The sequence below is a fragment of the Pectobacterium punjabense genome (genome assembly GCF_012427845.1).
In the GTDB taxonomy this organism is placed as follows: Bacteria; Pseudomonadota; Gammaproteobacteria; order Enterobacterales; family Enterobacteriaceae; genus Pectobacterium; species Pectobacterium punjabense.
In genome coordinates, this window is the sequence record NZ_CP038498.1 from 2,933,724 (window position 1) to 2,956,990 (window position 23,267).

General features: G+C 47.4%; 27 protein-coding genes. 16 read left to right on the forward strand and 11 right to left on the reverse strand.

Annotation, left to right across the window (positions count from 1 at the left end; translation table 11 throughout):
• The first annotated feature begins 124 nt into the window (after positions 1 to 124).
• The 13 genes from fliF (at position 125) to fliR (ending at position 10,992) form a co-directional block, all read left to right on the forward strand.
• Complete coding sequence (fliF, locus tag E2566_RS13280) at positions 125 to 1,834, forward strand: flagellar basal-body MS-ring/collar protein FliF (RefSeq protein WP_107167765.1); 1,710 nt, start codon at positions 125 to 127, stop codon at positions 1,832 to 1,834.
• Entirely contained in the window at positions 1,831 to 2,823 is a 993-nt protein-coding gene (gene fliG, locus E2566_RS13285) for a flagellar motor switch protein FliG (RefSeq protein ID WP_107167766.1), read from the forward strand. The genes fliF and fliG overlap by 4 nt, the downstream gene beginning before the upstream one ends.
• Entirely contained in the window at positions 2,816 to 3,538 is a 723-nt protein-coding gene (gene fliH / locus E2566_RS13290; RefSeq protein WP_107167767.1) for a flagellar assembly protein FliH, read from the forward strand. The genes fliG and fliH overlap by 8 nt, the downstream gene beginning before the upstream one ends.
• Entirely contained in the window at positions 3,538 to 4,908 is a 1,371-nt protein-coding gene (fliI, locus tag E2566_RS13295; RefSeq protein WP_107167768.1) for a flagellar protein export ATPase FliI, read from the forward strand. Before fliH ends, fliI begins: the two co-directional genes overlap by 1 nt.
• An 8-nt stretch (positions 4,909 to 4,916) precedes the next feature.
• Entirely contained in the window at positions 4,917 to 5,363 is a 447-nt protein-coding gene (fliJ, locus tag E2566_RS13300) for a flagellar export protein FliJ (protein ID WP_107167769.1), read from the forward strand.
• A complete protein-coding gene (locus E2566_RS13305) occupies positions 5,360 to 6,667 on the forward strand; it encodes a flagellar hook-length control protein FliK (protein ID WP_107167770.1) in 1,308 nt (435 codons plus the stop codon). The genes fliJ and E2566_RS13305 overlap by 4 nt, the downstream gene beginning before the upstream one ends.
• Before the next feature lie 155 nt (positions 6,668 to 6,822).
• On the forward strand, positions 6,823 to 7,302 hold the full coding sequence (fliL, locus tag E2566_RS13310) for a flagellar basal body-associated protein FliL (RefSeq protein WP_107167771.1): 480 nt from the start codon (positions 6,823 to 6,825) through the stop codon (positions 7,300 to 7,302).
• Positions 7,303 to 7,307: 5 nt separating this feature from the next.
• Positions 7,308 to 8,321, forward strand: a complete 1,014-nt coding sequence (gene fliM, locus E2566_RS13315; protein WP_107167772.1) for a flagellar motor switch protein FliM — start codon at positions 7,308 to 7,310, stop codon at positions 8,319 to 8,321.
• Entirely contained in the window at positions 8,314 to 8,727 is a 414-nt protein-coding gene (gene fliN, locus E2566_RS13320) for a flagellar motor switch protein FliN (RefSeq protein ID WP_107167773.1), read from the forward strand. The genes fliM and fliN overlap by 8 nt, the downstream gene beginning before the upstream one ends.
• The gene (fliO, locus tag E2566_RS13325; protein ID WP_107167774.1) at positions 8,727 to 9,149 is read left to right on the forward strand and encodes a flagellar biosynthetic protein FliO; all 423 of its coding nucleotides are present in this window, start codon (positions 8,727 to 8,729) and stop codon (positions 9,147 to 9,149) included. Before fliN ends, fliO begins: the two co-directional genes overlap by 1 nt.
• Positions 9,150 to 9,226: 77 nt before the next feature.
• A complete protein-coding gene (gene fliP, locus E2566_RS13330; RefSeq protein ID WP_205542848.1) occupies positions 9,227 to 9,922 on the forward strand; it encodes a flagellar type III secretion system pore protein FliP in 696 nt (231 codons plus the stop codon).
• Between the two features lie 12 nt (positions 9,923 to 9,934).
• Complete coding sequence (gene fliQ, locus E2566_RS13335) at positions 9,935 to 10,204, forward strand: flagellar biosynthesis protein FliQ (RefSeq protein WP_039273449.1); 270 nt, start codon at positions 9,935 to 9,937, stop codon at positions 10,202 to 10,204.
• 2 nt (positions 10,205 to 10,206) lie between these two features.
• Positions 10,207 to 10,992, forward strand: a complete 786-nt coding sequence (fliR, locus tag E2566_RS13340) for a flagellar biosynthetic protein FliR (RefSeq protein WP_107167776.1) — start codon at positions 10,207 to 10,209, stop codon at positions 10,990 to 10,992.
• Between the two features lie 308 nt (positions 10,993 to 11,300).
• On the opposite strand, the gene flgL is transcribed toward fliR, so the two are convergent.
• From flgL to flgB, 11 genes are all read right to left on the reverse strand, one after another.
• Positions 11,301 to 12,257: a flagellar hook-associated protein FlgL gene (gene flgL, locus E2566_RS13345; protein ID WP_107167777.1), complete on the reverse strand. Its 957-nt coding sequence runs from the start codon at positions 12,255 to 12,257 to the stop codon at positions 11,301 to 11,303.
• A 31-nt stretch (positions 12,258 to 12,288) separates the two neighbouring features.
• The gene (gene flgK, locus E2566_RS13350; protein WP_107167778.1) at positions 12,289 to 13,959 is read right to left on the reverse strand and encodes a flagellar hook-associated protein FlgK; all 1,671 of its coding nucleotides are present in this window, start codon (positions 13,957 to 13,959) and stop codon (positions 12,289 to 12,291) included.
• Positions 13,960 to 14,085: 126 nt separating this feature from the next.
• Positions 14,086 to 15,048, reverse strand: a complete 963-nt coding sequence (gene flgJ / locus E2566_RS13355; protein ID WP_107167779.1) for a flagellar assembly peptidoglycan hydrolase FlgJ — start codon at positions 15,046 to 15,048, stop codon at positions 14,086 to 14,088.
• Entirely contained in the window at positions 15,048 to 16,157 is a 1,110-nt protein-coding gene (locus E2566_RS13360) for a flagellar basal body P-ring protein FlgI (protein WP_107167780.1), read from the reverse strand. Before E2566_RS13360 ends, flgJ begins: the two co-directional genes overlap by 1 nt.
• Before the next feature lie 16 nt (positions 16,158 to 16,173).
• On the reverse strand, positions 16,174 to 16,887 hold the full coding sequence (locus tag E2566_RS13365; RefSeq protein ID WP_107167781.1) for a flagellar basal body L-ring protein FlgH: 714 nt from the start codon (positions 16,885 to 16,887) through the stop codon (positions 16,174 to 16,176).
• Positions 16,888 to 17,065: 178 nt separating this feature from the next.
• The gene (flgG, locus tag E2566_RS13370) at positions 17,066 to 17,848 is read right to left on the reverse strand and encodes a flagellar basal-body rod protein FlgG (protein ID WP_039359858.1); all 783 of its coding nucleotides are present in this window, start codon (positions 17,846 to 17,848) and stop codon (positions 17,066 to 17,068) included.
• Between the two features lie 27 nt (positions 17,849 to 17,875).
• Positions 17,876 to 18,631 (reverse strand): flagellar basal body rod protein FlgF, encoded by a 756-nt coding sequence (locus E2566_RS13375; RefSeq protein WP_107167782.1) that lies wholly within the window; start codon positions 18,629 to 18,631, stop codon positions 17,876 to 17,878.
• A 21-nt stretch (positions 18,632 to 18,652) separates the two neighbouring features.
• Complete coding sequence (flgE, locus tag E2566_RS13380) at positions 18,653 to 19,921, reverse strand: flagellar hook protein FlgE (RefSeq protein WP_107167783.1); 1,269 nt, start codon at positions 19,919 to 19,921, stop codon at positions 18,653 to 18,655.
• 74 nt (positions 19,922 to 19,995) lie between these two features.
• On the reverse strand, positions 19,996 to 20,670 hold the full coding sequence (gene flgD, locus E2566_RS13385) for a flagellar hook assembly protein FlgD (protein ID WP_107167784.1): 675 nt from the start codon (positions 20,668 to 20,670) through the stop codon (positions 19,996 to 19,998).
• Between the two features lie 15 nt (positions 20,671 to 20,685).
• Complete coding sequence (gene flgC / locus E2566_RS13390; protein WP_015840801.1) at positions 20,686 to 21,090, reverse strand: flagellar basal body rod protein FlgC; 405 nt, start codon at positions 21,088 to 21,090, stop codon at positions 20,686 to 20,688.
• Positions 21,091 to 21,118: 28 nt separating this feature from the next.
• Positions 21,119 to 21,535, reverse strand: coding sequence for a flagellar basal body rod protein FlgB (gene flgB / locus E2566_RS13395; protein ID WP_039347427.1), 417 nt, complete (start codon positions 21,533 to 21,535; stop codon positions 21,119 to 21,121).
• Positions 21,536 to 21,699: 164 nt separating this feature from the next.
• On the opposite strand from flgB, the gene flgA reads away from it, so the two are divergent.
• The 3 genes from flgA to E2566_RS13410 all read left to right on the forward strand — a co-directional run bounded on the left by flgA (position 21,700) and on the right by E2566_RS13410 (position 23,250).
• Complete coding sequence (flgA, locus tag E2566_RS13400; protein ID WP_107167785.1) at positions 21,700 to 22,368, forward strand: flagellar basal body P-ring formation chaperone FlgA; 669 nt, start codon at positions 21,700 to 21,702, stop codon at positions 22,366 to 22,368.
• Positions 22,369 to 22,510: 142 nt separating this feature from the next.
• Positions 22,511 to 22,807, forward strand: a complete 297-nt coding sequence (gene flgM, locus E2566_RS13405) for a flagellar biosynthesis anti-sigma factor FlgM (RefSeq protein WP_107167786.1) — start codon at positions 22,511 to 22,513, stop codon at positions 22,805 to 22,807.
• 5 nt (positions 22,808 to 22,812) lie between these two features.
• Positions 22,813 to 23,250 carry a flagella synthesis protein FlgN gene (locus E2566_RS13410; RefSeq protein WP_107167787.1) on the forward strand — a complete coding sequence of 146 codons (438 nt, stop codon included), beginning with the start codon at positions 22,813 to 22,815 and terminating at the stop codon, positions 23,248 to 23,250.
• Positions 23,251 to 23,267 lie beyond the last annotated feature (17 nt).

Here is a 23,267-nt window from a genome sequence, read left to right on the forward strand (position 1 = left end):
ACGGAAAATAATGACATGCCGATAAATGTAGGCGAAATGTTTTATTGATTGCGCAATCAGGGAGTTCTGTTTTGTCACGTCACAACGTTAAGTATATCGTTCAACAACCAAGCAGAGATAGAGTATGAACGCCTCATTAACCGGCTCCGCTACCGGTAAAAATAGCTTTGGCGAAATACTCAACCGGTTACGCGCCAATCCGAAGATTCCGCTCCTCATCGCAGCAGCCGCGACGATTGCCATTGTCGTCGCATTGACGTTATGGGCTAAAGGTCCTGATTATCGAGTCCTTTACAGCAATATAAATGACCGGGATGGCGGTGCGATTGTCAGCGAATTAACAAAGCTGAATATCCCTTATCGCTTTGCGGAAAACGGCGGCGCAATCATGATTCCCGCCGCGAATGTCTATGAGACTCGACTCCGACTTGCCCAGTTGGGGCTGCCAAAAGGCGGCGCTGTTGGGTTTGAATTGCTTGACCAGGAAAAATTTGGCATCAGCCAATTCAGCGAACAGATTAATTATCAGCGTGCATTAGAAGGTGAACTGTCCAGAACGATAGAAACGCTGGGTCCCGTTCAAAACGCGCGAGTGCACCTTGCCATACCGAAGCCCTCACTGTTCGTTCGTGAGCAAAAATCCCCCTCATCTTCTGTCACCCTGACATTACAACCGGGTCGTGCTTTAGATGAAGGTCAAATTAACTCGATTGTTTACATGGTTTCCAGCAGCGTTGCTGGTCTGCCACCCGATAATGTTACTGTCGTCGATCAAACCGGACGCCTGTTGACTCAGGCGGGCGGAAGCGGCCGCGATCTGAATGCGGCGCAGCTTAAGTACAGCAACGAAGTCGAGTCAATGTACCAGCGCCGTATAGAATCAATCATCGCGCCAATGGTTGGTATGGGCAACGTGCATGCTCAGGTTACCGCGCAAATCGATTTTTCTGCTCGAGAACAAACCGATGAGCAGTATCAGCCTAACCAACCACCTGATAAAGCAGCTGTTCGCTCTCAACAGACCAGCCAGAGTGAGCAGAAAGGCGGCCCGAATGTAGGTGGTGTTCCTGGCGCATTGACCAATCAGCCAGCACCAGCGCCGACAGCACCTATTACAACCGCGCCAAACAATGCCAATGCGAACAATCAGGCAGGCCAGCAGAACCCAAACAATGCTGCGGGCACACAAGCTAATTCGGCCAACGCAGTCATTCAGACATCAAATGTTCGCAATGATGCCACCACAAACTATGAAGTCGACAAGACTATTCTGCATACCAAACATAGCACTGGTGGCGTGAAACGCTTGTCTGCGGCCGTTATCGTTAACTATCAGCCTCCTGGTGAAGATGGTAAACCCGTCGCGTTAACGGAAGATCAGATCAAACAGATTGAAACGGTAGCACGCGAAGCCATGGGGTTCTCTGCTGAGCGTGGTGATACATTGAATGTCGTTAACACGCCATTTATGGACAGTGCCGAAGGCTCTAGTGAACTCCCCTTCTGGCAAAAACAAGCCTTCTTCGATCTCCTGATGGAAGCGGGTCGTTGGCTGCTCGTTCTGATTGTTGCCTGGATTCTGTGGCGTAAGTTGGTCCGTCCGCAACTACAGAGAAAATCTCTGCAACAAGAAGCGGCATTGGCGGCTGCCACCCTTAATAAGGGCAATGATGATGTCGTTGTTAATCTCAGTACCTCTGAAATTGAGCAACAACGGAAATCTCAACAACGCGTTAGTGCGGAAATGCAAAGTAACCGGATACGTGAACTGGCCGAAAATGACCCACGCGTGGTTGCTCTGGTGATTCGCCAATGGATGAGTAGTGAACTATGACCCTGACAGGAACAGAAAAAAGCGCCATCTTATTGATGACCATCGGCGAAGACCGCGCGGCGGAAGTGTTTACTCATCTTTCAACCAAAGAAGTCCAGCACCTCAGTGCCGCAATGGCGAGTATGCGCCAGGTGTCACATCAACAACTGGTAGAAATCCTCAAGGAATTTGAGGCTGACGCTGAGCAATATGCAGCGCTTAGTGTCAATGCTGGTGATTACCTGCGTTCTGTTCTGGTTAAAGCACTGGGTGAAGAACGCGCGTCTAGCTTGCTGGAAGATATTCTTGAGAGTCGCGACTCCACAAGTGGGATGGAAACTCTAAACTTTATGGAACCGCAGATCGCCGCAGACCTCATTCGCGACGAACATCCACAGATCATTGCCACAATTTTGGTACACCTGAAGCGTGCTCAAGCTGCCGATATCTTAGCCCTGTTTGACGAACGCCTTCGCCATGACGTTATGCTACGTATCGCAACCTTTGGCGGCGTACAGCCTTCCGCGCTGGCAGAATTGACAGATGTTCTGAATGGCTTACTCGATGGCCAGAACCTTAAACGCAGCAAGATGGGTGGTGTGCGTACTGCGGCTGAGATCATCAACTTGATGAAAAGCCAGCAAGAAGAAGCCGTTATCGATGCTGTACGCGAGTTCGATGGCGAATTGGCACAAAAAATCATCGACGAGATGTTCCTGTTCGAAAACCTGGTGGACGTGGACGACCGCAGCATCCAGCGGCTTCTGCAAGAAGTCGAGTCCGAGTCTCTGCTGCTGGCATTGAAAGGTGCCGAAGAACCTTTGCGCGAGAAATTCCTGCGCAATATGTCCCAGCGTGCAGCGGAAATTCTTCGCGACGATCTGTCTACACGTGGTCCGGTACGTATGTCGCAGGTCGAAAACGAACAGAAAGCGATACTGCTTATCGTTCGTCGACTGGCAGACAGTGGCGAGATGATTATTGGTGGCGGCGAGGATGCTTATGTCTAACGCCTCAAAAAATCTGGCCTGGCAGCCCTGGCAGCTCAACGATTTGGCTGATCCCGTGTCAAAAGCTGCACCAACGTACCAGGTAAATGATGAGCCTGATTTTCCTGATATTGAGCGTTTAAATGAAGAGAGCGACCAATTCTCCGCAGAGGATGAGTTGGAGTCTTTGCGCGAAAGTACAATGCAACAAGCTCGAGAAGCCGGTTTTGCACAAGGTCATCAACAAGGATATGACTCAGGTTATCAGGAAGGTTTAGCGAAAGGGCAACAGCAGGGTTTGCAAAATGCCTTACAGCAACAGCAACCGATCATTGAACAGATGCAAAATATGGTCACTGAATTCCAACAGACGTTGGATACTCTTGACAGTGTTATCCCCGCTCGTCTGATGCAGTTGGCACTGACCGCAGCCAAACAGATTCTGGGGCAGCCTCCGGTATGTGACGGTAATGCCCTGCTCGGTCAGATACAGCAATTGATTCAACAAGAACCTATGTTTTCAGGTAAAACACAATTGCGCGTTCACCCTTCAGATTTGGAGCGTGTTGAGCAACATCTTGGCCCAACGCTCAGCTTACATGGCTGGAGATTGTTAGCTGATAGCCAACTCCACCCTGGCGGTTGTAAAGTCAGTGCAGAAGAAGGTGATCTGGATGCTAGCCTGGCGACGCGCTGGCATGAACTTTGCCGTTTGGCCGCACCGGGAGAACTATGATGACTTCACGCCTTGGGCGCTGGCTTTCTTCTCTCGATTCATTTGAGAAGCGTATTGATGACACCCCTTCAGTGCGTCGTTACGGTCGCTTAACCCGGGCAACAGGTTTGGTATTAGAAGCAACAGGGCTACATATGCCGCTGGGAGCAACCTGCCTCATCGAACGGCAGAATGGCTCTCAAGTTGAAGAAATCGAAAGCGAAGTTGTCGGTTTCAACGGACAAAAACTCTTTCTTATGCCGCTGGAAGAAGTTGAAGGTATTACCCCTGGCGCGCGCGTTTACGCACGCGTTGGCCAAGACAGCAGCAGTCAAGGAAAGCAATTACCCTTAGGCCCTGAATTGCTGGGACGAGTGTTAGATGGTAGCGCAAAACCACTGGATGGTTTACCCGCCCCTGATACAGGTTATCGCGCACCGCTGATTACACCGCCGTTTAACCCATTGCAACGAACACCAATCGAAAGTGTTCTTGATGTGGGTGTCCGGGCCATCAATGCCTTGCTCACCGTAGGTCGAGGGCAGCGAATGGGCTTGTTTGCTGGTTCAGGGGTTGGTAAAAGTGTGCTGTTGGGCATGATGGCGCGCTATACTCAGGCTGACGTCATTGTCGTTGGTCTTATCGGCGAACGTGGCCGAGAAGTGAAAGATTTTATCGAGAATATTCTGGGCACGGAAGGACGAGCACGCTCTGTCGTTATTGCCGCCCCGGCTGATGTTTCTCCATTATTAAGGATGCAAGGGGCAGCCTATGCCACGCGTATTGCTGAAGATTTTCGCGATCGTGGTCATCACGTACTGCTAATCATGGATTCGCTCACACGCTATGCTATGGCACAACGTGAAATTGCTTTAGCAATTGGTGAACCACCGGCAACCAAGGGCTATCCACCGTCTGTCTTCGCCAAATTACCCGCGCTGGTAGAGCGCGCAGGGAATGGTATTCATGGAGGTGGTTCTGTCACCGCCTTCTATACCGTTCTGACAGAAGGTGACGATCAGCAGGACCCTATAGCAGACTCTGCTCGTGCCATCCTTGACGGACATATCGTACTATCTCGTCAACTCGCAGAATCTGGCCATTATCCGGCAATTGATATTGAAGCATCGATTAGTCGTGCGATGACAGCACTGATTGATGAAAGTCACTATGCTTCTGTAAGGCAGTTTAAACAGTTATTATCCAGCTACCAACGTAACCGTGATTTAGTCAGTGTTGGTGCTTACGCCGCAGGCAGTGACCCTATGCTTGATAAAGCAATTCGGCTCTATCCCTACTTGGAAGCCTTCTTGCAACAGGGTATGTTTGAACAAAGTGACTATGATGAATCCTGCCAAGCGTTGCACACTATTTTCCCTCGTAACGAGTAGGAGAGCAGATGAAAACCCAGTCACCGCTGGTTACACTACGCGAACTGGCGCAAAAGGACGTTGAGAAAGCCGCAGGTCAATTAGGCCAGGTGCGTCAGGCTCATCAACAGGCTGAGCAGCAACTCGATATGCTGTTAAACTATCAGGATGACTATCGTCAAAAGTTAAATTCGACGATGTCCTCTGGTATGGCGAATAATAGTTGGCAAAATTATCAGCAGTTCATCCGAACGTTGGACAGTGCAATTGAGCAACACAGGCAACAACTCTCTCAATGGACATCACGTTTAGATTTAGCAATGAAAACCTGGCAAGAAAAACAGCAGAGATTGAATGCTTTTGAAAAACTGCAAGATCGTGAATTGACAAGACAGCTTGCAAAAGAGAATAAAATAGAACAAAAACAAATGGATGAATTTGCCCAACGGGCCTCACAGAGGAAAACAGAATCATGAATCTGTCCGCACTACCTATAGCTGCTACCACTGCCAGTGAGACGAGCAGTTCCTCTGCTTCTTTGCTGACACAGGGTGAGCTGCCAAAAGATTTTGTTGATCTGTTGAGCAAACGCATATCACAAGCAGCTGATACATCGAGTAAAAAGACGCTTGACAAAGTGGACGAGGATGCTTTGTTAAATGCCTTGGGTAAGGATAATACTTTGCTCAGTCGTGACGATTTAAATGCCTTTCTTTCTTCATTCAGCTCTCTAACTGGGGTAGCCGTTGCGTCTAATAAGCAAAATCCAGAAATTGCTGATCAGGTGAAGTTGAAAAATATAGACAAAAAAGATAGCGACGATAGCGCAGGCGACGCGATTGCAATGCAGACACTGTTTGCGATGTTGCAAACAACGCCATTGCCTACGCAAACTGCCGCAGATACTGATAGTATCGCCACGGCAGCAGTAAACACCGGTTTAAACATTCCAGGACTCATTAACGCTAAACGCCAAAGTGATATCCTCCCATCTGCTGCATTAAGCAGCACAGATGAAAATGGCAAAAGTACTCTGGCAACGCTGCTAGGCACATCAATAGTGTCGGATAAAGGTGCTGACCTATCACGCGATCTTCCGCATGTAACTAAGCAGGCGTCGTCGACTTCGACCGAGTCTAAGGATGATGTGGCAAAATTCTCACTGGCTGCACCACATTCCTTTGCAGGCGATCGCAATGCATCTGAATCGATTTCCACTTTAGGTAATAGCGCGTCTCAAACAACGTCGCCTGTCGTTCAGGCTATGCACGTTCAGCCGGCAACGGTGGGAAGCACCGCTCCAGCCCCTCAGGTAGCAAACGCACAACTGAACGCACCGTTTGGCTCCCCACAGTGGCAAGACGCATTGGGGCAACAAATCGTTATGTTCAGTCGTAATGGTCAGCAGACCGCAGAATTGCGTTTAAATCCACAAGAACTTGGCCCCCTACACATCAGCCTAAAAATTGATGATAACCAGGCCCAAATTCACTTAGTTTCAGCAAACAGTCAGGTTCGCTCAGCGTTGGAGGCGGCATTGCCACATTTACGTAATACGATGGCAGAGAGCGGCATTAACCTTGGGCAAAGCAGTGTCGGCAGTGACTCATCAGCCTGGCAGCAGCAAATGGCTAGTAATAATAATGATGGCAACAACCGCGGCCCGTCTTACCAACAACAATTTGGTCATTCATCAGAAAGCACAAGTGAGTCATTAAACGTACCAGAACAGCTAAAAGCAATGGCATCATCAGTCAACGGTGTTGATATCTTTGCTTGAAAGTGAAGTAAACGAATAAGTTAGCACGGTTTTCCCTGCCTATTCTCTGTATTGAACATTGCAATAGGCAGGATAATCATCGACATTACGCATTTATTTATTGTTAATTTCACCCTGCAATAAATATCGATAAGTAACGGGAACTATCTTTGGCTATGTCTGATATGCAAGTTCGACCAGGACGTAAACGGTCTGTTTGGCTAATACTACTGATAATCGTTGCTCTCGCTGCGAGTGCTGCTGCGGGCGCCACCTGGTGGCTATTAAGTCAGAAAAATGCAGCTACGTCTGAGCAGGAAGCACCGCCACCGCCAGAGCCTGTTTTCATGCCACTGGATACCTTTACCGTTAATCTCGTCAATGCAGATAATGACCCTGACCGTGTATTATATGTAGGATTCACGCTGCGTTTGCCAGATGAAGCAACTCGCACGCGATTTACGAATTACCTGCCTGAAGTTCGCAGCAGGCTGTTACTATTGCTTTCTCGTCAGGACGCCATCGCGCTTGCCAATGAGCAAGGTAAACAGAAGCTGATAGAGCAAATCAAGCAAGTACTAAGCCCACCATTAGTTCCTGGTCAACCTAACCAGGTCGTCACTGATGTTCTGTTCACGGCCTTTATACTGCGGTAACCATTATGGGCGATAGTATTCTTTCACAAGCAGAGATTGATGCATTATTAAACGGTGACAGCGGTGATAGTGACGCTGATACAAATGCATCATCAAAAACGGATGGGGATGTAAAACCCTATGATCCGAATACTCAACGGCGCGTTATCCGTGAGCGTTTACAAGCATTAGAAATTATTAATGAGCGTTTTGCTCGCCAGTTTCGTATGGCTCTGTTTAACCTACTGCGCCGTAGTCCTGATATCACTGTGGGAGGGATTAAAATCCAGCCTTACCACGAGTTTGCCAGGAATCTTCCAGTACCGACGAACCTGAACTTGATTCACTTAAAACCACTACGTGGTACCGCGCTGTTTGTCTTCTCGCCAAGCCTGGTGTTTATCGCCGTAGATAACCTCTTCGGCGGCGATGGACGTTTCCCGACAAAAGTAGAAGGGCGTGAATTTACCCATACTGAGCAGCGCGTCGTGAAGCGTATGTTACGTCTGGCACTGGAGGCCTATGGTGAAGCCTGGAATGCGATTTATAAACTTGATATCGAATACGTGCGTTCAGAAATGCAGGTCAAGTTCACCAACATTACGACATCACCTAATGATATCGTTGTGACCACACCGTTCCATGTTGAAATCGGTTCCTTAACCGGTGAGTTTAACATCTGTATTCCTTTTTCAATGATAGAGCCGCTACGTGAACTGCTCGCGAACCCACCATTGGAAAACTCACGACAAGAAGATCAGAGCTGGCGGGATACCTTAGCCAAGCAGGTACAACATTCCGAGCTGGAGTTAGTCGCAAACTTTGTAGATATTCCGTTGCGCCTTTCCAAAATTCTGAAGTTACAACCCGGCGATGTGTTACCGATCGACAAACCTGAAAAAATCGTTGCCCATGTTGATGGTGTACCCGTGCTGACCAGCCAGTATGGTACATTGAACGGGCAATATGCTCTACGTGTTGAACATTTGATTAACCCTATATTGAATTCTCTGGATAACGAGGAACAGCCCCATGAGTGACACCAAGAAACCGTCCGACGACAAGGAATCAGTGGACGATCTGTGGGCTGATGCATTTAACGAGCAGCAGGCTGCAGAAAAACCGGCCGCGACAACGGAAGGCATTTTTAAATCGCTAGAAGGTCATGACCCGCTGGGTGCCCTGCAAGATATCGATCTGATATTGGATATCCCGGTCAAACTTACCGTTGAGCTTGGCCGAACCAAAATGACGATAAAAGAACTCCTACGCTTGACTCAGGGATCTGTTGTTGCGCTTGATGGCTTAGCAGGTGAACCTCTGGATATCCTGATCAATGGCTACTTGATCGCTCAGGGAGAGGTCGTCGTCGTCTCTGACAAGTATGGCGTTCGTATTACCGATATCATGACACCTTCTGAACGCATGCGCCGCTTGAGTCGTTAATGGCAACCGTTTCAGTATCGTCCCCCACTTCAGTAGCAAGCCAACAATCAACTCTTGTTACTGGGCCACCACTTACTGGCAGCATGCTACTGACACAGGTCGGTAGCGTACTTGCCGGCATTTTGTTATTTATTCTACTCATTGCCTGGCTTGCCCGTAAACTCGGTTTTGCTCCGCAAACCAAACAAAACAAGTTGCTAAAAGTCGTATCCAGTTGCTCTGTCGGCCAACGCGAGCGTGTCGTTATTGTCGAAGTGGATAATACCTGGTTAGTATTAGGTGTTACTCCTCAGCAAATCACACCACTGCATACGCTCCCAGCACAACCAACCAATGACAGTTCATCTGTAGGCGATAATAAGCCGGCAGATTTTAATCAACTGTTAAAGAGAGTTTTAAAGCGTCCGGAAAAATCGGAATGAGAGCGTTGTCTAGATATTGTCGTCCCACTACCTTTCTTCATACACTGCGCTATAGCTTAGCCATCGGTTTATTATTCATGGCGCCGTCAGTATGGGCACAGCTTCCAGGAATTGTGACTCAACCGCTACCTAATGGCGGACAGAGCTGGACGCTATCAGTACAGACGTTGGTTTTCCTCACGTCATTAACTTTTATTCCCGCCGCATTGCTAATGATGACCAGCTTCACCCGAATCATCATTGTATTAAGTTTGTTACGCAATGCGTTGGGTACACCCACAGCACCACCAAACCAAGTGTTGCTAGGATTGACGCTGTTCCTGACATTTTTTGTTATGTCACCGGTATTAAATCGTGTTTATGACGAAGCCTATCTTCCATTCAGCCAGGATAGAATCAGCATGGAAGTCGCCATCGAACGCGGCGCGGAACCAGTACGCGAATTCATGCTGCGACAAACGAGGGAAACCGATCTAGCTCTGTTTACAAGGCTGGCAGAAATTCCAGAAATTCAGGGGCCTGAAGCGGTGCCGATGCGCGTACTTCTTCCCGCGTTTGTGACAAGCGAATTAAAAACAGCTTTCCAAATTGGCTTTACCGTCTTTATTCCCTTCCTTATCATCGACCTCGTTGTTGCCAGTGTATTGATGGCACTGGGGATGATGATGGTTCCTCCTGCTACCATTTCTTTGCCTTTTAAACTCATGCTTTTCGTATTAGTCGATGGCTGGCAACTGCTACTTGGTTCATTAGCCCAAAGTTTTTACAGTTAGAGGAATGCGACTATGACGCCAGAATCGGTGATGGCACTTGGCTATGAAGCAATGAAAGTCGCATTGGCACTCGCTGCACCGCCTCTGATGGCGGCTCTGCTCAGCGGTCTGACTATTAGCCTCTTGCAGGCAGCTACTCAAATAAACGAAATGACATTATCGTTTATTCCTAAAATCCTAACCGTGTTTTTCACCTTAGTGATCGCTGGCCCTTGGATGTTAAACCTGATGCTGGATTACATGCGTACGCTATTCGGCCAGTTACCTAATATTATTGGGTAAACATGCTGACGTTTAACAGTTGGGACATGGTGAATTGGGTTAGCCAGTTTTTCTGGCCTTTTGTCAGAATTCTCGCACTGATCAGTACTGCGCCAGTCTTTAACGAAAGAGCTATCGCTAACCGAGTGAAAATAGGTCTGGGAGTGCTAATTACCCTACTCGTCGCGCCCTATTTACCGCTAAACACAACGCCCATTTTTTCTGTCGCGGGCGTGTGGCTGCTAATACAGCAAATCCTTATCGGTGTAACTCTCGGTTTATCAATGCAGTTGGCATTTGCCGCTATTCGTCATGCGGGGGAACTCATTGGTTTACAGATGGGCCTCGCCTTTGCGACTTTCTTTGATCCGACTGGTGGTCCGAATATGCCAGTAATAGCTCGTTTCCTGAATATTCTCGCCATATTACTATTCTTAACCTTTGATGGACATCTCTGGCTGATCTCGTTATTGGCAGATAGCTTCTATACCCTGCCTATCAGCACTGCTCCTATTAATAGCCATGCTTTCCTCGCACTGGCGCGTGCCGGTGGATTGATTTTTATTAACGGATTGATGCTGGCTCTACCCATCATAACCCTCTTGCTCACTATAAACCTGGCGTTAGGCATGCTTAACCGCATGGCCCCCCAACTCTCAATATTTGTTGTTGGCTTCCCGATTACCCTCACTATCGGAATCATGACGATAGGCTTATTACTCCCGCTAATCCCACCATTCGCAGAACATTTATTCAGTGAGGTATTCGATTTACTCGCTGATATTCTTACCCAACTATCAGGCTCTTAGAGATATCTATAGAAAGTGCGTACGACACGAATTCCGCATCGGTAATTAAATGCGTTAATCCTAACTCGTTACATGGGTACACAGACTATGATTGAGATAAATGGTGTTCAGATAATAGCTACGCGGATATAGGTATACTAAGTGGTGAGAATGACATGATAATGAATAGTGTGGAGAAGTTAAATACATTACTAGTAAAAAACGGCATGTCACGATTCAGTATAATGAAAGAGTGACATGCCTAAAAAATACGCCCGGTTTAAGCGTATTCAAATTTGAATGCAAAGAGTATCGCTCAGTTTTACTTATTACCGATTTATCTGAAATAACGACATGCCTTGCATATTCTGAAATGCAGTATAAGAAGCCTGCAAGGAATCCCGTTGCATCATATAGGATGAAATAGCTTCAACCCAGTTGGTATCCTGCAACTGCGACAACGTCGATTTGTTTGTCACATCACGATCTTTACCGATAGCATCAAGGCTATCAATTTCGTTAAGCTGAATACCTAGCTCCGAACGGACAGCAGAAATATTATTTATAGCATTATTTAAACCACGGTTAGCCGTAGCCAATTTGGCCTCAACACCAGTTTTTGTTGCATCATCGGCACCATCAAGCGGGGTTTCCAACGCTTTAATTGCAATATCTAATGTTTCAAACAAGTCCGCCTGAATATCACCATTCGGCTCTTTTTTAGCATCACCAGTGATGCGATTGAAAACATCAGAGCCAATATGGCTAACATTAATATTTCGAGCCGCATCTACACGTTGTGAAATCGCCGTATCTCCACCAACGTATTCGACACCTGCTGCACCATCTACGAAAGGTGTTTTATCAGTTTTATAGCCCGCAAATATATAATTACCATTGCCATCGGTACTGTTTGCCAAATTTAATAGCTCGGCTTTCATCCCACGCAGCGCGGTCGCATTTGATTTACGGTCATCATCGCTCTTAATTCCACCACCGCTAATCACCTCCGTCAATGCACTAGTAATAGTAATAACGCTACTATTCAGAATAGAATCTTCCAACGACATACTTTGCTTAGCAAACGTACGTGCCAGTGTGTACTGGCTGTTTTCTGATTGGGCCTGACCAAGCATAATCACATTCGCTGCCGCTATCGGATCGTCCGATGGATTCACAACACGTTTACCGGTTGATAGCTGCTCACCCGTCTTTTGCCATGTTGCCTGACCATTAACAATGCCTTGCATATTTTGCTGGTATATCATGCTGGTACTTAAGCGCATGGTATCAATTCCTCTTTCTTAACTGGTCAGATTAACCACGGGCTGCTAAAAGGGCATCAAATATAGATTGTGCTGTTTTGATGACCTGAGCATTTGCCATATAATATTGTTGATAACGCATCAGATCGCCGTACTCTTCATCTAGATTCACACCAGATACAGATTGCTGTTCTGCCGTCAGTTGCTTGACAACGTTTTGCTGCGATGCATTATTTATCTTCAGCGTGCTGGCCTGGTTGCCAATCGAACCAACTAGCCCTGCATACGCGCCAGATACGCTAGCTTTGCCACCTACGATTTTTTCATTTTGCAGTGCAAGTAACGCTTTGGCATTGGTGTTATCACTCACACCACCGAAAGGTATAGAATTGCCATCTGCATCAAAAGCGGCGGCGGCGGCAATTTTATCAGGATCAGAAATAGCTACCGACATATTAATAATGACATCATTCACTGGTTTAAGTAGGAAACTGTCATTCGCTGCAGAAGTTCCCGTGATAGTCATCTTGATACCATCAAAATTCAGGCTGTTATCAGAAGCGTCTACTGCTGCCGTAAAGGTTGAATTGTCAGATAAGCGAGTCACTTGCCAGTTGGCGCCGTCATATTTAACCGCGTAATTGGTCGCCTGTACGTCTTTGGTATCAGTGTAAGATGGTGTTAACGTAGCTGTGCCGCTATTTTTGCTGTCATTTAGGACAGCAGCTTTACCAAACGTGAAGAAATCTCTCTCCGCAACACCATCACGACCGTAACCTTTTTGGTGTTGAGTATTAAACGCATCAGCAAATGCCAGCGCTAATTGTCCTAGCTGATTACGCGTTTCATCCAGCGTCTCTGAACGGAAAGAGAGTAATCCTCCTAATGAACCACCGGTTAACGTGTTTTCGTTCAACGTTACAACACCACTTGTCTGGTCTTTATAGCCGATGGTGAGGCGAGTCGCATCATTGCTCGAGCCTATTGCAACCAATTGATTACTGCTACCAGCCTGAACTAAGTTAGTCCCATTTTTTAACGCGACGTTATAAACAGTTCCATCCTGAATAACGACATCAACACCAACTAATTTATTGAGTTGGTCAACCAAGTGATCGCGCTGATCGAGAAGATCATTAGGCATCGCACCGCTATTTGCGCCAAGCAACCGATTAATATCGTTATTCAGCGATGCAATTTGATTGGTGTATGTATTAACCTGGCCGACAATACTTTGAATTTGCGTATTCAGGCCACTGTCCATGTCACGCAAATATTTATCAGTAACTTTAAACTGGTTTACCAGCCCTTCAGCTTTACCCAGCACGGTTTGGCGAGTAGCGGAATCGCCAGAATTACTGGTGAGGTTCTGTAAATTAGAAAAAAAGCCCTGTATCGCTGATGAAAGACTGGTGGTACTACTGGCCAGCAGATTATCAATCTTAGAGATCTGATCGTAATACGCAGAAACTGAACTGCTTGTCGTTTGTGCAGAACGCAATTGATTGTTAATAAATTCATTATATTGGCGATCGACGCTAACAACATTAACACCGTTGCCCATATATCCAGCTGAAGTGCTGCTACTAATTGCTTGTTCGATTATCGTATTTTGCCGACTATATCCAATAACAGCCTGATTACTAATGTTATTACTCACGGTACTCAGCGCAACCTGTGCACCTTTTAAGCCACTCATCGCGGTGTTAATTAAATTGGACATAGGGTGTTGTTCCTTTTACACAGGCTCTCTTCGCTCTGCGCAGTTAACTAAATGCTGAAAGCAGCAAATCTGCTACATAAGTTAATTACTTTATCGGTCAGAAAGTGCAAATCTTGAATAAAAAAATCAAAATAGCCGACTCAAATCGTGGGTATAAGCTTTCGCTACTTTCTCACCTGAGTTTTTCATTTGCTGGATCATGCTAACCAGTTTCTGAGCATATTGTGGGTCTGTTGCATAACCCGCTTTTTGCAACGCATGGGCCGCTTGCTCAGCCGTTCCTGCACTCATCACAGCAGAATAGCGTGGGTTATTAGTCAGCAATTTCACATAGTCGCCAATGGCCTCAATGTAGGAATCATAAACCCTGAAACTGGCTTTTACCTTTTTGGCCACACCCTGCTCATACTCTGTCGTAGTTATCTCAGTTGTCGGCCCATTCCAACTGCCGCCAGCTTTGATACCGAACAAATTGTGGCTTGGTCGCCCGTCTTCGGTAGGAATTTCACGCTGCCCCCAGCCAGACTCAAGCGCTGCTTGGGCGATGATAAGGTGATGAGGTATGCCACTACTCTGGCTGGCAATCTGAGCAGGCAAGGAAATCTGAGATACAAAATTACTATTAGATAATGGCAGAGCTGAACCGGTACTTGGCAATTTGGGGAGCGCTTTACGCACCATTTGCTCCACTGCCGCGATCGGCATACTTTTGAGCATATCACCATCGAATGTTAATGGAGCAGAAGGTATAGCAGCTTTAGCTGCCGTGGCATCTGGAGATTGTCGGGTCAATTGCTCAACCATAACATCCGCGAGCCCAAGCCCCTTGCCCTTTGTTGAAATCTCTTGAGCAATTTGTTGGTCATACATTGAGGTATACAGACGCGTTTGATCGCTGCTAAAGAGTCCATCCTGCGGAATCGCAGAACGCATGCTTTTCATCATCAATTGAACAAACACGCCTTCCATCTGTTGCGCCACAGCCCTGATACCCTCTTTACTTTGAGGATTACCTGAGACTTCACGCTTCAACGTATTCAGGGACTGCGCATCATAGGCCGCATTATTCAGCGTCTGCATATCACTCATCAGATAATTTCCAGTTTGGCGCGCAAGCAGCCAGCACTTTGCATCGCCTGCAGAATAGACATCAGCTCCATCGGCGTCGCACCTAGAGAATTCAGTGCACGCACGACATTATTGAGGTTGGCACTGGAGTTAACTCGCTGTAATGCACCGCCAGCTTGCTGAACTGAAATCTCTGTTTGCGGAGTCACAACGGTCTGTCCCCCGCCGAATGGAGTATTCGGTTGGCTGACATTAGCTTGCTGGTTAATCGTCACAGAAAGGTTACCCTGAGCAATAGCACAGCTATCCAATGTGACATCGCGATTCATTACGACAGAACCTGTGCGAGAATTGATCACAACCTTGGCATCTTGGATACCGACGTTGACTTCAATATTTTGGACATCGGCCAAAAAGCGAACCTGGGAACTGTTACCATGCGGAGCCATTACCTGAATAGTACGAGAATCCAGCGGAGTAGCCGTACCACCATATCCAGAACGATTGATCGCATCGCTCACTTTCTGCGCCATTGAGAAATCGTCATTTTTCAATTGCAGCATAATCGTATTTGATGTGCCAAACGTACTAGGCAACTCTCGTTCAATAACCGCACCGTTGCTGATCCGTCCACCGGCTAGTTGGTTCACTTGAACGCTGCTTCCGCCAGCGGAAGCGCCAGCGCCACCGACCAAAACGTTCCCTTGAGCCAAAGCGTATACCTGATTGTCTACCCCTTTCAATGGGGTCATCAACAACGTCCCGCCTCGCAAGCTCTTCGCGTTACCGAGTGAAGACACAACAATATCAATATTTTGGCCTGTTCTGCCAAACGGTGGAAGTTCCGCCGTTACCATCACCGCCGCCACATTCTTCAACTGCATGTTAGTGCCGGCAGGGACAGTAATCCCTAATTGGGAAAGCATGTTAGTTAAGCTTTGCGTAGTAAACGGTGTCTGCATGGTCTGGTCACCGGAACCATCCAAGCCAACCACTAAACCGTAACCAATCAATGCATTACCACGTACGCCCTGGATATTAACCAGATCGCGAATTCTCTCTGCCGACGCAGGCGTAATATTCAGCGTCAGTAACGTCAGCAGTACAGTGAAAAATGATGCAATCCGCATGGCAGGCCTCTTAAGCTTAGAACGGAGAAACATTGAGGAAGAACCGCTGTAACCAGCCCATGTTTTGCGCTTCATTGATATAGCCATTCCCCACATATTCAATACGCGCATCCGCTACCTGGGTTGATGGCACCGAGTTGTTACCACTAATGGTTCTCGGATTTACCACGCCAGAGAAACGGATAAACTCTGTTCCCTGATTAATTGCAATTTGTTTTTCACCAACGACACTCAGGTTGCCGTTTGCTAATACTTGCCCCACCGTGACCGTAATCGTACCGCTAAACGTGTTATTGGCATTGGCACCGCCTTGCCCTGTGAAATCATTCGTCCCGGTAGCATTCAGCGCTGCACGGTTATTACCTAGCGGCCCTTCAAGATAACGCGGTGTTGTCGCTACCCCAAACGTTGATGCCCCATTACGCGCAGCATTCGCTGATGAGCTTTTACTAGCGCTGACATTTTCCTGCAATACGATCGTCAATGTGTCACCAATATTACGTGGGCGACGATCCTCAAACATCGGCTGATAACCATAATTCATCGGCTGCACAGTTTGGAAAATAGAGCCATTAGGACCTGCGAGTACTGGCGATCCCGGCTGGGCTGTTGTAGGCCCAGTGACAACTTTATCATGCGGAATATAGGCGCAGCCGTTAAGTGCTAACATCGCGATCAATGCCAACAGACGGGGTCGGCGGAGTGGTTTGATAACCGACTTTGCATTCATTATCACTGCGGATATCGCCTTAAATTAATCTATTTCACATATTCACGGGGTAAATCAAAACCACATTCCCCATTTGGGTTGCTTATGGTCTTCATTACCCCGTTAAACGCTATCTATGCTGCCACCGCCAAACCATCAGAGCGCTCACTCTCATTACTGGAATTAGCGGATTACAACATTACAGCTGAGTCAATTTCTGCAACATCTGATCAGAAGACGAAATTGCTTTACTGTTGATTTCATAAGCACGTTGAGTCTGAATCATCGACACCAATTCCTCAGCCACATTGACATTGGAGGTTTCGACATATTTTTGATACAGCAGACCCGCCCCATTCAAACCTGGGTTCGTTTCATTCGGCGCACCAGAGCTGGCCGTTTCCAAATACAGATTTTCCCCCATGCTCTCAAGACCGCTATCATTAATAAAGGTCGTCAGCGTCAACTGACCAATTTGGTTTGTTGCCGCCTGCCCCTGCAATTTAACGCTAACAATACCGTCACGACCAATATTGAGTTCAGTTGCATTCGCTGGAACAGTAATGGCTGGCTGGACCTGATAGCCGCTGGACGTCACTAACTGGCCGTTACCGTCAAGCTGGAAAGCACCGTCACGCGTATAAGCAGTCGTACCATCTGGCAACTGAACCTGAAAGAACCCCTGCCCTTTAATAGCAACATCCTTAGAGTTACCCGTCTCGGAAAACGTTCCTTGAGTATGAATACGCTCTGTTGATACCGGACGAACCCCGGTACCTAACTGCAAACCGGACGGTAGCATGGTTTGTTCTGAAGACTGAGCTCCGGGCTGACGAACAGTTTGATACATCAAGTCTTCAAACACCGCACGCTGACGCTTGAAACCATTAGTACTGACGTTTGCCAAGTTATTGGAAATAACGTCCATGTTGGTCTGCTGAGCGTTCAAGCCGGTTTTTGCAATCCACAAAGAACGGATCATTTATTCACTCCTGTGCGCACTCGGCGCTTAACCCATTGCTAATATCTGATTAGCACGTTGTGCATTATCGTCAACGCTGCTAATGATTTTCATCTGCATTTCAAAGCGACGAGCATTGGCAATCATATCGACCATCGTATCGACCGTGTTCACATTACTGCCTTCAATTACACCCGGCATAATACGCACGGTGGGATCGTTTTGCAGCACATTACCACGTTGTTGCTGAGTCTGTTGCGTTAAGCGGAATAATCCATCATCAGATCGCTCCACTTCCTGACCAGTAGCCTTAACAAGCTTCAGACGACCTAACTGGGCAATAGTATTCGGCGGGTCACCCGCATTCAGTGCAGAAATCGTACCATCAGGTGAAATACTGATTTGGGCTTGAGGAGGGATATCAATCGGTCCACCATCCCCCATCACCACTCGTCCCTGAATGGTCAACTGCCCATCAGCATTGATTTCCATATTACCATTACGGGTATACGCCTCACCGCCATTAGCCGTTTGCACTGCCAGCCAACTCTCTTTCGGTAAAGCGACATCCATTGCACGACCAGTATAATTCATCACGCCTTCGGTCATATCAGCGCCAGGCGTTGAAGCGACAACCAGCGTTCGGGTGGGCAGGGTTAACCCATTAACCGGCACAGCGCGCAGTGCTGAGAGCTGTGCACGGAAACCCGGCGTTGAAGCATTGGCCAAGTTGTTCGCAGTAATCGCCTGCTTTTCCAATGACTGGCTCGCGCCACCCATTGCCGTATAAATCGCGTGATCCATGCAATGTCCCCGTTAGGATAATTAACGCATGCTAACTAACGTTTGCAGAATAGAATCCTGCGTTTTAATCGTCTGCGCGTTTGATTGATAATTACGTTGCGCAACGATCATGTTGACCAATTCTTGCCCCATATCAACGTTTGAAGCTTCCGTCGATTTACCGATGAGCCTGCCTAGATTCCCAGACCCCGCAGTACCGACAACCGCCTGACCAGAACTTATTGTTTCAGACCAGACGTTATCCCCATTAGGCACTAAACCACCAGGGTTAGCAAAGCCCGCTAATACAATTTGGCCTAATGCTTGCTTCTGGCCATTGTTGTAGCTGCCTTCAATGGTACCATCCCCTTGGATGGCAAATCCTGTCAGAGCACCTGGCGCGTAGCCGTTTTGAACGGGGCTTTTATAGCTATAATCCGTGTTCTGCTGCACACTACCAGTAAAATCAAGTGTGAACGTACCCTGCGCCGCACCATTAGTCCCCGCGAGATTGACAGTAAGGGCTCCAGGCGTTGCACCATTAACAGGCGTCGGATTCTGGGAAAGTAATGCACCATTGGCACCAAACGTCAGCGTACCAACATCTTGATATGCTGGGGATGCCGCTGAAGCATCTCGTGCATAGGTTTTCCAGTTGTTATCGCTCACCTTAACGAAGTACAGCGTAAAATTGTGCTTATTTCCTTGACTGTCATAAGTCGTCAACGACGTTGAATTGTTAAAGGTACCTTCTTGCCCCTCTGTGCTTAATACCGGAGGTGTAGCTGTAGGGTTTGCGGCAACCCAAGGCTTGGCTGGTACAGCGTCAGATGATTTCAAGCTGGCAATCAGAGATGCGGCAGTCGTCGCACTCGCAAACATATCGCCATCAGGAATGGTTAGTGGCTGTGGGTCGCCCCCAGTTTGGATAACTGGCGGAGCTCCGATAGCGGGATAACCCGTCAATTGCATACCTTGAGCATTGACGATATTACGCCCGTTCAGCATAAACTGACCATTGCGGCTATAATAAGTGGCACCATTGGTATCTTGCATGCGGTAAAAGCCGGCACCGTTACTAATCGCAACATCCAAGTCTCGAGAAGACGAAGTGATCGTGCCATTAGAGAAATCCTGCAGTACGGCTGCAACTTGCACACCCATACCGACTTGTGACCCTGCAAACATATCACCAAATGTCACATTACTAGATTTAAAACCCACTGTTGCAGAGTTAGCAATGTTATTACCAATAACATCCAGGTTCTGAGATGCTGCATTTATGCCACTGATTGCCTGAGAAAAACTCATGTTGCTCTCCAGATAAATTGATTAATCATATTCCAGATTATGGGTACCACTGGAATACTATGAAATTTATGCCGTTACAGAATTTGCCTGACATCGTCCATGGTGGCTCTGCCGCGCAGCCCTAAATCCAGCAATGCACCGCTATCGCCACGAACAACACTATTCACAACCGCATAGCTCAATGGCTGAACAACCTGCTGCGCACCACCAGTGCTGGCAGCAACCGTAAAGGTATAAGCACCATCAGGCGCAACAGAGCCATCAGAAAGCTTACTATCCCAGTTGAATGAGTGAACTCCCGCAGAAAGCGTCCCCAGTTCGATCGTACGAACCGCTTTACCCGTCGCATCATTGACGGTGACGGTGACAACTTCCGCTGTTTTTTCCAGTTCAACACCAAAAGGAGTGCTGGTTTCTTTACCAACGAGGATTTCTTTTCCTGGAACCATGACACTGCGACCAATCAGCGTTGTTGCTTGCATGGATTGGTTGTTATTGATCTGGCCGGAGATAGAACCCAGAGTGGTGTTCAATTTCTCAATACCGCTGACCGTATTGAGCTGAGCAAGCTGGCTTACAAGCTGGTCGTTGCTCATCGGATTCGTCGGATCCTGATTCTTCAACTGCGCAACAAGAAGTGTTAAAAACTGATTCTGGAGGTCAGCGCTGCTATTCTTCTCTACCGCCGTTGTCGACGATGAACTCTGTGTTTTAGCTGCCGAGGAAGTATCATTAGTTGTGATAGACATTATTTCGTCTCCCGATTATTGCCCGATCGTTAACGTCTTCAGCATCATCGACTTGGTCGTATTTAAGACTTCGACGTTTGCCTGATAACTACGCGATGCAGAAATGGTGTTCACCATTTCTGCCACTGGGTCAACATTCGGCATGCGGACGTATCCCTGTCCATCAGCCAGCGGGTTGCCCGGTTCGTAAACCAGACGAGCAGGCGATGGGTCTTCGATAACATTAGCAACGCGCACGCCGCCAGTTGACTGCCCCGGGGCTGCATTCACTTCGAATACAACCTGTTTGGCACGATAAGGTTCGCCATCAGGTCCCGTTACGCTGTCTGCGTTAGCCAGATTACTGGCACTCACATTCAGACGCTGTGATTGCGCAGACAGTGCTGAGCCTGAAATTTCGAATATATTTAATAACGACATGAATCTTTACCTTCCCATCGCGCGATGATCATGAACCTGACTGCAGGACCGACATCATGCCTTTAATCTGCCCACCCAGAACAGTCAGGCTGGTTTGATATTTCAGGCTATTGTCGGCAAAATTAGTGCGTTCCCGGTCCATATCGACTGTATTACCGTCTAATGCAGGCTGATCGGGTACGCGATAGAGCAAATCAAGCTCCGGCGGCTGAAAATTCTGTGCCGGTATATGCCGTACAGATGTCGTTTTCAGCGCGATACCCGTACCATTCACCCGCCCTTGCTCCATCGTTTTACTGAGCTGGCTGGCAAAATCTATATCTCTGGCCTGATAGCCAGGTGTATCCGCATTAGCAATATTCGCGGCCAGAATTTCCTGCCGCTGGGCACGCAAGTTCAACGCTTCCTGCTGAAACCGCAATGAGGCGTTTAATTTATCAAGCATGCTCCCTCCGCAAGTTAGAATTTGGAGTGGGTAGGATAATTCTCATTATGGCTATGCCATCGAACGAATAGGCACCAAATGCAGCGCTATTTATTGCCTTAACCTTATGCTGACATCGTTACACTTATGCCCGACACGATCGGAATCAGGAGAGCTGAACTGGAATGAAAACAATATATTATTATCTCTGCCTGGCAACGCCCTGTTTTTTCATCCTGTGTGCCCCAATCAATGCGAGCAACCTTCCAGCACAGATCAATCAATTTTTTGCCTCGCGCTTTCAGGGAACCACCAATACCGTCAACGTTCTGATAAAGTCGCCAGAATCACAATGGCCACAGTGTGAAGCGCCCCAAATCACGCAGCCCGGAAATACAAAAATGTGGGGAAATGTAAGCCTGTCCGTACGTTGTGAGCAGCAGCGTCGCTTCATTCAAACCGAAGTCCAGGTGACAGGGAACTATGTCACCAGTTCGCGACCTATAAATCGTGGGACAACGCTGACGGAAAAAGATATTGGTTTGACAAAAGGCAGGCTCGATTTATTACCACTGCGCCCTATACTGACGTTACAAGGCGCGCAGGGTGCGGTTCTTTTACGCGATTTAACACCCGGTCAGGTTATTACTGCCTCCATGATCAGACGCGCCTGGGTGGTAAAGGCAGGCCAGTCGGTGCAAATTATCGCCCAAGGTGACGGTTTCACAATCAATGGCGAAGGGAAAGCCATGAACAACGCGGCTGCTGGGCAGGCAGTTAGGGTCAGAACGGCAAATGGACAAATAATCAGCGGCATTACGAACGAAGATGGGATTATTCTGATCTCACAGTAATTAATTAAAGATTTACTCAGGTTTGCCGATGATAGTTACTAGAGTCATTGCTGACGACGTTTTAAAATTGAATGCCAATGTAGTGAACATTTCGTAACACGTTGGTGACTAACTATTTATCCTCAAATCAGAGGGATGTATTATGAGTATTGATCGCACACAATCACTGAAGCCGGTCAGTCAAGTGCAACAACGCGAATCTGGCGACATCGTTAAAACCAAGCGTAAACAGGCTGAAACTCAGTCTGAAGTCAGCGCAACACAGGTAAAGCTGAGCGATGCGCAGGCAAAATTGATGCAGCCTGGTACGCAGGATATAGACATGGCTCGCGTTGAAACTTTGAAACAGGCAATTCGTGATGGCTCACTCAAAATTGATACCGGAAGAATTGCTGATGCGTTACTTAAAGAAACGCGAGATTTTTTAGCAGGTAATTAACACGTATGGAAAATCTACAATCGATCTTGGAGCAACTGCTCAACAACCTACGTGAACTTGATGTAGTTATGGCTGAGGAGCAAACGTTACTTTGCGCTGGTCATATTAATAGCATTGCTCTGCAACAGGTAACAGAGAAGAAGACATCGTTGCTGGCGACTATGCAGCATTTGGAAGTTCGACGCCATGCAACAGAATCGACACTTAAGCTACAGGCACCTTATGACGGTGTTGAAAAACTATCTGATTACTGGCAGCAAGTGCAGGAATTAACCAGACGCTTAAATGATCAGAATAAGCATAATGGCCTTCTGCTTAACCGCCATATTGCCTATACCAATGAAGCCATCAATATACTGAAGCCTCGCCACGGTCAAGGGCTGTATGGTCCTGATGGTCAGTCGAAAGGTGTTATAGTAGGTGGTAGGAAAATCACATTCTAAAGTCTCTGCGTTTCAGC